At 59.4% G+C, this 12,243-nt stretch carries 3 protein-coding genes; 1 reads left to right on the top strand and 2 read right to left on the bottom strand.

The genetic code is table 11. From position 1 onward, the window contains the following. Positions 1-274 precede the first annotated feature (274 nt). Positions 275-985: an HAD family hydrolase gene (locus ABX749_RS07210; protein WP_372895377.1), complete on the bottom strand. Its 711-nt coding sequence runs from the start codon at positions 983-985 to the stop codon at positions 275-277. A gap of 31 nt (positions 986-1,016) precedes the next feature. Here ABX749_RS07210 and ABX749_RS07205 point away from each other — a divergent pair, with 31 nt between their 5' ends. Then, a complete protein-coding gene (locus ABX749_RS07205; RefSeq protein ID WP_372895376.1) occupies positions 1,017-2,309 on the top strand; it encodes a DUF3754 domain-containing protein in 1,293 nt (430 codons plus the stop codon). 273 nt (positions 2,310-2,582) lie between these two features. Here the strand turns inward: ABX749_RS07205 and ABX749_RS07200 are convergent, their stop codons facing one another. After that, positions 2,583-11,651 carry an isopeptide-forming domain-containing fimbrial protein gene (locus tag ABX749_RS07200; protein ID WP_372895375.1) on the bottom strand — a complete coding sequence of 3,023 codons (9,069 nt, stop codon included), beginning with the start codon at positions 11,649-11,651 and terminating at the stop codon, positions 2,583-2,585. Positions 11,652-12,243 lie beyond the last annotated feature (592 nt).

Genomic DNA, 12,243 nt, shown 5'->3' with positions numbered 1-12,243 from the left:
TCCAGCTTGCGTCGTCGGAATCGCAAGCTGGAAGCTTACGCCACTCGTTCGAACCGGATTCTTCTTCTCGTCTGTCGCACGTCGTCCGCCGCACCTTGGTTATCGGGTAGGCGGTAGTGGACGAGGCGACGAGTCCTCTGCAGTCGGCATCTCGGCACGGACTCGTCGCCTCGTCCACGACCCGAAATCAACGCAATAATGCCAGACGCGACGTGTGAGCGAGGGACGCCGCGTGGCGCCTTGCTAACGCGTGCGGGCTTCAATCGGCAGGCCGCTAACGCAACAGCTGCCACAACCGCTGGTCCAGCAACGATTCGGCGACCAGCATCGCGCCGCTGAAATCCTGCTCGCGCGTGTGTTCGTTGGGGATCGCAACGACATTTGCGCCGGCCGCGACGCCCGCCGCGCAGCCGTTGCCGCTGTCTTCGAGAACCAGCATCTGTTGCGGCTGAAGCTGAAATTTTTCGGCCGCGGTCAGGTACATCTCGGGGTGCGGTTTGCCTTGGCGGACGTCGTCACCGGTCAACACAAAGGTGAGTGATTGTCGCCAGTGCAGTTCGGCGAAGATCACGTCCACCCACTTTCGGCGACTGCTAGTGGTCAATGCAAACGGGACGCCACTGCGTTGCAGGTGATCGATCCACTCTTCCAATCCCGGCATCGGCCGCAGCAGTCCCGGTAACAGTTCCCCGTACAATTGGTCCGATTCGGCCAGCAATTCCTCCGCAGAATCGTCCAGGGCGTGGTAATCGATCATTTGCTGGACGGCTGCCGTACCGATCCGCCCCATCATCCGTGCCTGCAGGGCCGCACTGTAGCGGTGTCCGCGACGTTGTAAAATCGTGTCGCCGACTTGCCAATAAATTCGTTCGGTATCGAACAGCAATCCGTCCATGTCCAGGGCGACTCCCGCCACCGCGGGAATCGGCTCGCTATCATCTCGCTGGGGGATCGGTTCAAATACTCGGTGTGGCGGTGTCGCCATTTCTGTCCCTTTTCGCTTTTGCGCAATTGCCGTGTCTGGATCGGTCGACCGAATTCTTACCAACTGGTCCATCGACGGAACAGGCCCGCTGACGCGTGGGATCAGCGAAGTCAGTACGTCGGGGTGGATCGATGAAGACGCGGCGCATTGGTCGATCGAACCCTTTTTGCCGATCGAAACGCAGACCTTGGTCGAATACCTGAGCAACCGGGTGGAGAAAACCGCCGGACTGGATCCAGCCGGACGCGACGCCTTTCAATCGGCGGTCCGAAAGATCACTGAGCACGTGGCGGCGAAGACGTCGCAGTACCACGCGCAATTTTCGGATCGGTACCACGCGGTGGATCCGGACAGCGACTGCAAGATCCCGATTGATCTACAGTCCGAGCAGGTCGTCGATCACTCCCAGCGGCTGATGGCGTTGTGTGATCAGATCTTGGCCGACGCCGCCTACCAGAAGCTGAGCCAAGAGGAGATCGAGAAATGCGTCGGGGTTTCGAGTCATTGGGGTGTCCCGATGAGTGCGAATTTCGGCCTCTTTCAACAACTGGCCGTCTATGCCCGCGGGGACATCATCGGGCGGCGATGCAAACGGCGTCTGCAAAATCTGTATCGCATGGAGATGGTCGATGTCGCCATCTATCAACGGCTCGTCGTGCTCTTTCAACTGGCCGAAGACCACGAACGCGGCGAGATGCTGGCCGCCGGACAGTTCCACTTGCGGATCTTTAAAAACATTCCCAAACAGGACGTGGACATGTTGTTGCCGGGCACGCAAGTTCGGCTCAGCAAACTGGATCGCGTCAAGGTGATCGCGCCCAGCCTGGGTGGATGGCTATTGTCACTGCAAAAGATCTCGCGGTTCGTCCTGGTCACACTCGCGTTGGCCGCGTACTACTCCACCGCCCTGGTCATCGGTTTGATCCTCGCCGGGATCGGCTACTGTGTCAAAAGCTTTTTCAGCTACTTCCAAACCAAGAACCGTTATCTGTTGGATCTGACACGGAACCTCTACTTCCAAAAGCTGGATACCAACGCCGGCGCCGCGTTTCAAATCATTCAACAAGCCGGCCGCCAGTCGACCAACGAAGCCTCGCTGGCGTACTATGCGTTGGCGACCGAACCCGAACCGGTCAGCCGGCGCAGACTGAGACGCAAGTGCGAGCGATTGATCCGCGAGGCGATCGAAGTCGAAATCGATTTCCGGGTCGACCGGGCGCTCGAAACACTCTTGCAACTCGGTCTGGTAACAGAAGGCGTCGACAACAAGCTAAGTCTTGCCGCCGCACCGGGGCGGGAGGGGGAAGGCGGGGTGGCAGAATGATACGGGGCAGAATGATGGCGTAGCAAAACGATGGGGGCAGAACGATGGGGGCAGAACGATGGGAAGGCAGAATGATGGGAAGGCAGAATGATGGGAAGGCAGAATGATGGGAAGGCAGAATGATCAGGCAAACACATCGATCCTCCCTTTCTCCATCATTCTGCCATCCCCTTTTCATTGTTTTGCCCCCATCGTTTTGCCCATTCGCTCGGCATGAGGAAGAAACGAACACCGGCAATGCGACCACAATCAGCGGTTCCTCTCGCCCGCCCCTTACTGCGCGCTCCCAAATCCGATCGGTCGATTGGCGCGCCGATGCTCATTGGCAAGCGACTCTTGAGCCGACCCGCGGTAGACGGCATTGAATTTGTACCGGTCGTCGTAGGCGGACCAAGGATGCAGGGATTGATAATGGGTTTCCCCTTGGGACATCGGCCGGCTGCCAATGCCCTCACCTGCGGCCGAAAACATCTCCACCGCGCACCCAATTTCCTCAAACTCCGCGCGGACCTCTTCCCCGCGATGGACGCCCCAGAATTGAATCATCCAGTTGCCGCCCATGTCAGCCGTGACAGAGGCACTGTGGATTCGATCTCCATCGGAGCCGTAAAGTGTTGCGATGATCCTGGCCCCCGGACGCGCGGCACCCGAAAAAATCGGGTCTGTGGCCAGATCGGGCACCACTTGGCTGAGCAATCGATTGGTGAACACCGACGATTCACTTTCGTACCGTCGGGCAACATCAAACGGGTTGCTGAAGTTGTTGAAACCGTCAAAGGTAAAGTACGTCAGCGACGTGGGCGTCGGATCGTTGAAGCCGCCGGTGTCACCCGGTGCGTTGGGGTTGTGACTGGCCGGATCGCTGCCAGAGTCCGACCAATCGGTCACACGACGAATCGTTTGGTTGGATTGATTTAACACGGGACGGCCCGCCGCGTCGACGGGCATGCCCGCCGCCATCGCCTGATTGACCAAGTCCACGTTGGCTTGGCCGGATGTCGGTTTGACGCGCACCACCAGTTGCACCAAGATCTGCTCGCCTGGCGCCAGCCGCCCGCTGCGGCCGTCAAACATGTTTCGTGACGGGGCGTCGGCGTATCCGGGCTGGAGATTCGGATCGACCGTTGCGGAACTTGCAATGATGGTGGGCTCGGTGACAACGGAGTCAAAGTTGTCTCCAAATTGGGATTGGACATCGTCGAGCAGTTCGATGTTTTGCAAATAAACCGTGCCGGTGTTTTCGACCATGATTTGGATCGTCACCAGCGATGACATCCCAACCCGCTGCACGTGCGTGACGCGTTTGGCGACGCCGATTTCCACGAATTCCAACGACACCGGATCGTCGGGGTCATTGTCATCGTCGCTATGGTCATCGGGGTTGGCCGGATCACCATCGACGTTGGTCGGATCGGTGGGGTCGTCCGATCGGTCCCAGACCATTTGACCCGTCGCCGGATCCTTCGCCGCGACGAGGGCTTGGGTTTCGAAATCGCCATTGGCGTCATCGCGAACCGACTCGAGCCTGCGACCCGGAGCATCGGGATCAACTTCGATCGTCAGCCGGATCACCAGGAACTGGCCGGAATCCAATCGCCCCGATTCAGCGGCGTCGATCAGCGACGTCCCGGTTCCCTGCCCGGAGTATTCGGCATTCAATTTCGGAACGTCGCTGGCATCACCGTCTACCACGGACGGTGCCGAGACGATTCCGACAAAGGCGCCGCCCAGATGGTCTCGCAGGTCCTCCACCAACACCAGCTCCTCGAGGGGAGTCGAGCCGTTGTTGTCGATGCGGATTTGATAGGTCACGTCGTAGTTGCCCGACACACCGCTGGCCGACGGGATGGGCGATCCGATGATTTGTTTCGTCAGGCTAAGCATTGGAATCCGGTGGATGTTCGGATCGTCGGGCTCATTGTCGGCAATCGGATCCAGTTCAACATTCGTCGGACGATCCGGGTCATCACTCAAGTCGACGGCGGTTAACCCAGAAACCTCGCCTACACCGCTCGCCTGGGCTTGAGCGATCATGGAGCCATTGTCGACCGAGATGCCTGGTGCGTCTGGATCGACTTCTACCGTGAATCGAATCGTCACGGATTCGCCTTGCAGCATGCGATTGAAGACGCCGGCAGAGTTGTCGACGATCGAGGGATTGATCGAGGTCCCGTCGTAGGCGGTGTTTAACGTCAGGGGGCGGTCTGCTGTCGTGTGGATCACGGCCGGCGGGACCACCACGTCGATGAATCCGTTCCCGAACAGGGTCGAGAAATCTTCGTCGATCGCGATCTGTGTCAGTGGGTCGTTGCCGGTGCTGGTGATCGTCAACTCGTAGGTGATGTCAACATTGCCAGTGGTTCCCGACGCGGCCGGCGTGGTTGCGACGGTTGCTTGGGTGATCTCCACCAACGGATGGGTGATCGTGGATGTTTCGCGTGCCTGCGCCACGTAATCGTCTTGCCCGGCGTGGCCACCATCGCCATCGCGTTCGCTGTTGTCTCCGCTGAAAACACCGTCCGGCAACGACGTCCAATGGACGACCGCATCATTCTGGACCGTGTTGGTGATCGCGGCCAGATTGTCGGTGACGCGGACGTCGTACCGGATCGTGGCGGTTTGTCCGACAGGAAGCGAGTCCAGTCGTAACGCCACCGACCCCGAATCGGAGCCGTCAAATTCCACGCCCGCGCCCGAGACCGACACATCGAGCAACTGCATCCCGGCGGGAAGTGTGTCCAAAAAGCTGAGGTCGTGAGCGGTTGCATTGCTGCCAGCGGTGTGGCTGATCGTCGTCGTGTAGCGGATCACCTGATTCAAGGAAGGCGTGCGATCGCTGACGGTGACGGCAACACGGAGTTGCGGTTCGAGGACGGTGACATCGTCGGCCGACACCGCCGGCGTTGTTCGCAGCGTCCCGCGATGGTTGTAGGTCAGCGTCGCCGATTCGTCCAAGATCGTTCCCCCCGAGACCGGTTGGGATGCGTTGGACGGATCATTGGAAACGCGCGCCGTGTAGGTCAGCACGATTGATTCGGTGACGCCGTTGTCGGTGTCGAAATTGGTGACGTCGCCCAAGTCGAACGTCAACGTTTGGGCGTTGGTTCGGCCGTCACCGGAGATCGTTGGCGAAAACGTCGCGGTGGTCCAAGCAAGGCCGGCGGAGTGGACGACCGAATCGAGTGAAACAAATTCCAGCCCCAGATCCATCGTGTCCGAGATCACGAGTGCCTTGGCGTCACCCTCGGGCAGTGTGACCATCAACTGATACGTCACCGATTCTCCGATCACGGCATCATTGAATCCATTGTCGAGACCATTGATGCTGGTGCCGAGCAGAGACTTGGAAAGACCAATGGGATTCACGGTGAACGTGGTCCCGTCGGTCGCCGCGTAGTTGTTCAAGGGGGCCGATCCACTGGTCGGAAAACCGTCCACGCCGGTCCGCTCCGTGGGGTCGACTCCGTTCAAACTGGACCAGGCGATGGCCGCGTTGCTGGAATGAAGGTCACCCGGCATGACATCGGCACCGATCGTGCCGATGACCGCGATGGTCAACGATTCCGTCAACGCGATATCGATCGTTTGCCCGGCTCTGAGTTGCAATCGGTTTCCGGCGATTAATTCAAATCCAGCGGTCAGATCACCCAGGACACTGTGCGTGACAGTGAACGACGTGATGTCCATGTCCGTCGGCAGCGATGCGGAGTAGGTCGTGTCGAAGGCGTCGGCCTGGCTGTCCGGTGTGTGGCGGATCGTCGAAGTGTAGGTGACCGCATCCAAGGCATCGCCGGTCGATGTGCTGACCGAATGAATGACTTGCAAGCTCGGCTCGATGACCGTCACGTCCGTGGCACTGCTAACGGCCGTCGCATCCGACACGCCACCACGAATCCAAACAAACTGCACGTCATTGCTGAGGGTCTTGGACTGTTGATTGACCGACGCATTGACGACTCGGGCTGTGTAGACAATTTCCAACGACTCGATCTTGGAATTGTCATCGTCGCGATTAATGATTTGTCCAAAATCGAATGTCAGTTCCTGTCCGACGACAGAGGGATGGTGCGCTGCGAGCGGGCCGATCGGAACACCATCGCTGGTGATGACGTTGGTCGCGGCGCCGCCGCTGGTCACCGCAAGGCTGTCGACGGAGACGAATTCCAGTCCCGGATCCAACGTGTCGATGATACGCGCGTCGTCGATCGTCGACTCCGGAATCTGAACGCGGATCCGGTATTGGACCAGTTCTCCGATGACGGCTTCCGTCGTCGAGTTCCCGGCGTTGGCGATACTGGTCCCCACCAGTTCCTTGGTCGTGACCGGACGAATGATGTGCAGATCGGTCGCGCGGGTGGCTCGGTAATCGTTGACGCCCCCAGCCCCGGTGCGTTCGACTGCGGTCGCCCCGTCCATGCTGGTCCAGCGGGCGTCTGCATTGCCGGTCAGCGTTTGTGCGGGGGTGACCGATTGGCTGACTACGCCGGTCACTCGAAGTGTCAACGTTTCGCCCTTGCGAAGATCAAATCCCTCCGCCGCGATGGTCGTGACTGTATGAGTGCTCGATGACAGGACGAACAGTGAGGACAGATCGCCGGCGCTGGAATGAATCGCCGAAACCAGCGAGACGTGTTGCAGCTCGCTGGGCAAGACCTCCGAGAGAATGACGTCAAACGCATCGGTGTCACTGGACGGGGAGTGGCGAACGACCAAATCCAGCGTCACGCGATCACCGGCGTCGACGTGGTTCGGCGAGGCCACGTAGACAAGTTCTAACTCTGGTTCGATCACGGTGACGTCGGCCACGGCGCTGGCGGTCGATCGGGTCACACCATTGAGGTCCCATGTCACCCTGGCCGCATTGGAGAGCACTGTGCCGTCGTGTTCGCCTTGGTTTCCGGCGGTGTTGTCGGTGCGTACGGTGTAACGGATCGTGATCGTTTCCGGTGCCGCATCGTTGGGAGAGTTGATCAGATTTCCAAAATCGAATCGAACCTGTTGTCCACTGATCTGCGGCGTGACCGGACCGGAAGCATCTGACACGATTGCGGAATCAACAGCCACGGCATCCAGACTTTCAAACACCAACCCGGGTTCCAGCGTGTCGATCACGACCGCGCGGTGCATGGTGGTTTCGGGAATGGTCACCACCAACTCATAAGTTGCACGCTCGCCGATCACGGTTTCCGCCGGCCCGTTGTTGGCGTCGACGATACTGGTCGAGACGAGCGATTTGGTGACGGTCGGTGGAAACACGGTCAATAGCGCTGACGCGTTGTCGAAATGGTGATTCACGCCGCCGGCACCGGTTCGTTCGCCCGTTCCGCTGCCCGAGCCACCGGGCACATCGCTGCCGGTCGGGTTTCCGACGGTCCCCGATGCCGGCAAGCTGGTGTAGGTCAGATGCGCGGGTGTGATGAGAGCTTCACCCGGTTGTACGGACGGTTCGAGCGTCGCGTCGAAGGTCACTGTCACGCGACCGCCGCTGGGGATCTGGGCCAACGCGATGTTGACCTGATTGCCGGTCGAGTGGTCGGTGATGGTTCCGAATCCACCGCTGTTTTGGACTCGGATCGTGCCGGTGTGCAGGGTGTATTGGTCGGGCAACAGGCTGGTCAGCCGAGCTTCAAAGGCGTCCGAGGTGCTTGCGTTGTTCTCGTTGCCAAACGTGATGGTGAACGTCACCTTGTCGCCGGCGTCCGCGTTGGCTCGAGAAACACGGATCGCCAAGTCGTCCATCGTCGGTTCGACGACGCGCGTGTTGGCTTGATTGCTGGTTCGCAGGGTTTGCCGCCCGGGCTGATCGGTTGGGTTGATCGAAAGTTGAAAATCATTGCGCAGCAGCGTGTTCTTTTGTGCCGAGGCGTGATTGAGCACCAGAGCATTGAACTCGATCACGATGTATTCGGCGTTCGCGTCGTTGTCTCGATTGACAAGCGTGCCAAGCTTGAACTGGGGATCGGTGCCGTTGTTGTAGGAATCGATGTCAGTGTTCAGACTGCTTGTTGAACCGACATTGACATCCGGCAATGCGAACGTCGGTGAGATCACGGTGCCGCCGAATGAGTTTGCGGTGCCGCCGAGGCCGACCGGCAACGTGGCCGATCCGTTTGTCGAGGAAATGCCGGCGTCGGAAAGGAAGGCCAACGTGGCCGTGCCATCATCGAGGTACCGCATTCCGCTCCGCAGACGGTCGCGGATCACCAGATCCGGTAATGTGCCTTCGGGGATTTCGACAACCAGCTGATAGCGTATGACTTCGCCGATTGCGACACGCTCGCTGCCGCTGGTAAACCGGGTGTGCGCCTCGCTGGTTGCCAGGATCGAAAGGTGCGTCGCGACGTTTTGGACCGTGATTGTTGCATCGTCGGCGAGCGACCCCGCCGGCAGGCTGTCCGCGTGATTCGCTCCACCGTCGATCGCACCGTAGGCGATGATCTCGGCAGAGGTTTGGTAAGTCTGGTTGATCTCCACGTCCTCACTGAGCTGAAGATCGTAGGTGATGATGATCACGTTGGATCCGCTGCTGCCCCCGTCGGCTTGTTTTTGGATCGCCCCCTCCGCGGCCGATGGGTCCGTGATCTCGATGCCGGTGGTAAACAGATCGCCGGTGAAGTGCAGTGCCGTGCCATCACCACGATGGACTTGCAAATTCAGTCCCGACGCGGCGATTGCGTATTGGGGCAGCAGAGCGTCGACAATGGTCAAGTTGAAGCCGTCGGCGCCGCCCGAGTTTTCGATCGCAATCGCGACTTTCACGCGATCCCCCGCATCGACGTCGCGAAGATTGGCATCGATCGGATGGACGGCCAGATCAGCACCGGTGATCCGGCCGGTAAAAGGGATTGCCGTGTCGCCGGGCGACGCGAACGCCGTTGGGGCCGGCGTCGATGTAAAACTGGGGCTGGTGCCATCGGTCGATACGATTCCCTTGGTGATCGTCAACTCGGGCGCCGCGGCGAGGTTTTGGGTGATCGTGTTCGACGAACGGACTTCCGTTGTGGTCAATTGATACGTCGCGATCGCTTGGTTGGTCAGTAGCAACCCATCGTCAAACCGCATGTCCTGCGCGGTGACGGTGAACAGGATTTCGATGGTTTCCGCGTCACTGTTGACGACATCAAAATTTCCAAAGTTGAAATGGACGCTGTTGGAGTCACCATCGACCGCCAGCGTCGGAGGGTCGGTGCTCGCTGCGACCTGGTTCAACGTGTGCGACGGACCGTAGCTGAACGTGCCCGCAGGCGGCGGTGTGGCGGAAGGTCCACCGCCTGCGAACGCGGTGACTTCGGTGGCCTTGTAGATGGGCAGCGGCAGGAAATCGGTCAGGATCAAATTTTCGAAGTCGGCGGTAGGCATCGAAAACGCGAGTCGGTACGTGATCGATTGCCCGGCCATGATCGGGTCGTTTCGCTTGTCCGTGTCTCCATCGATGGCGTAGACGGATTTGCTGATCGTCGGGCCGACGATCGGGACGCTGGTCCCGCTGGAATCGGATTCGAACTGTGTGTCGTTGACTCCGTCGCGCACGCGACCGGTCACCGTGACCGAACTGGCCAACGGATCACCGGCATCGACCGATCGGTCCCCCGACAGGAAATACGTCGTGAAGTCTTCTTCAATGACGGTTCGGAAACGGATTTCCACCGTCGTGCCGCCGTCTGAAACCGCATCGTCAAAGAGGTCGCCCGTCAGGATGCCATCGCTGATCACCGACGCGAGGTCGAAGCGAACTTCGGTCACCCCGGTACCGGAGGTGTGCTTGGTGACGGAGTGTTGTGTTGGAGAGAACGTCCCACTGGTAACGAGGCCTTGCTCGCGTATCACAAAGTGCGGCTGGAAGGAATCGTCCCACAATTGCCCGTCGCTCAAAGTGTCTTGAACGACTAGGTCGGCGAACTCGAAATAGTCCGAGACTTGAAGGTGCATGACGTATTCCAGCGTGTCGCCGGGAGTCGCACCGCGTGCTCCGGTGTCGTTGACGATCGAGACGGATTGTTGAATCGACAACGATTGCTGCGAAACGGCGGTATCGGTGGTTGTGTCGTTGTCGGTAATCGGAGCTGATTGATAGACCCCGGTGACCCGTGCGTCATTGATCGCAATCTTGTCGTCGCCGCTTGCAGCATCCAGGACCGGATTGCCGTCGGCATCGGTGCGGTGGATCCAGGCTTGATAGCTGACCACCGCGTCGAGCTCGCCGGATCCGGTCAGGTTGCCCAGTTCGACTGTGAGCCGGTTTCCGGGCGGGTTTTGCGGGGATCCAGCGATGGGCTCCGTCGTCGAATAACCGCCCGCCGCGTTGACCTGAAGCGATCCGGGGACATAGACGTGTGAGTGAGGCAGTATGTCTTCCACCAGAACCTGTTCGACCGTTTCGCCCTCGGCCAGTTTTAACGTCAGCGTGTAGGTGATGGGGAAGTTTGGGCCCGTGCTCCGCTCCGCCTCGGCGGCGTCGCTGGTTTTCACCAATTGCAACACCGTCGGCGTGACAGACCCTGTCACCGCCGTGCCCAGAATCGGTGGATCGGTCAATCGGTTGTCGAGTGGATCGTTTCCCAGTGCAAAGAAACCGACCGCAGACAGATCCAGCGGCGTGCCGACGGACGCTCCGTCTGCCTTACGAAGCGTTGCGTTCAAAAGAACGGTGGCATTGGGCTGTTCGGGGACAAAGCTTCCAAACGGCAATTGGTACACCAGCAAGGTGTCGCCGGCAGTGCCGGATACCGTTTGTCCCGTCACCGGATGCAGGATGGGATTGCCGCTATCGTCGATAAGATCTCCATCGACATCGAAGCTGCCTGCCACGATCGGGGTCAGTGTCCCGCCGAAGATCGTGGCGTGGTTGATGCGAATTCCTTGCGGTACATGCAGATCAAAGTAGGGCGCGAATCCGGCATCCGAGGGTGTCGTGGACGTGTTGTCGAAGCTGACGGCGAATTGAAACCCTTCGTTGAGAAACGCTTCTGACGGCAGTTGAAGCGAGACGTTTGGTGTCGGAGCCGTCGCGGGGGCCAGTTTGCCAAGCCATTGCGTTTGCGTCGTGTCACCCCAGCGTGACTTTGTGTCGAGCTGTCCCCGATCGATCTGCAGTTCCCAGTCGCCGCTGTCACCGCGATTTCCCGTGGTGTCATCGGAGTTGGCCGGCTGGGCGCGGGCGGTGGGATTCGAAATCGTCTGGATTTCCGGCGCTCGTTCGTCTGGACGATCTGGATTGACGATCTCGGTGTCGTCCGGTGTCGCATCGAGTGCAACGAAATCTGCGACGTCGGCATCGAATAGCAGGCGTTCTTCAAGCTGTTCGGACAGACGCCGTCGAAGCGGCTTTTGGGAGAGATTCATGCGCGTCATCGTTCAACGGCTCCGTGCAGCCGACGAATGTTGGGGAGGCGCCGGCTGCCGAGTGGTTCGGGGGGAGATCGCCATTCACGGTGGGCGTTTGTGTGAGACATGCGCGGTCACCGGATACCGATTTCTGTTGATAACGGCTGGGGGCAAACCCTCAGTGGAGTGAAACCTGCGGGTTTGCCCTCACGGTTAGCCAAGGGCTGTCAATCAGGGGATCCGTGACGTCTGTAGCGATCCGGTGACGCCAAGGCGTTGTCAAAGCCGGCGCGTTGGCAGGTCGAGAGGAAGGGCAATACGGTGGGGAGATGATGGCAGAATGATGATGAATGGCAGGTGGGGCGTGTTTGCCTGATGGTTCTGACTTCATCGTTTGGCTGCCATGGTTCTGCCCCGCTACCTGCTTCCCATCATTCTGCCCCGTATCATTCTGCCTCCATTGCCTCGAACCATTTTTTCCTTGACAGAAAAGCCTATACCACTAAGCTTAATGGGTTAAGTGTCAGGAGCTAGTATTCCGTCTCAGCTAAATCTTCGGGTAGTGGACGAGGCGACGAGTCCTCTGCGGTCGGCAGATTGGCAAGGACTC

The sequence above is a fragment of the Stieleria sp. genome, from assembly GCF_041595215.1.
GTDB lineage: Bacteria > Planctomycetota > Planctomycetia > Pirellulales > Pirellulaceae > Stieleria > Stieleria magnilauensis.
This window is presented reverse-complemented; position numbering and strand designations above follow the sequence as displayed.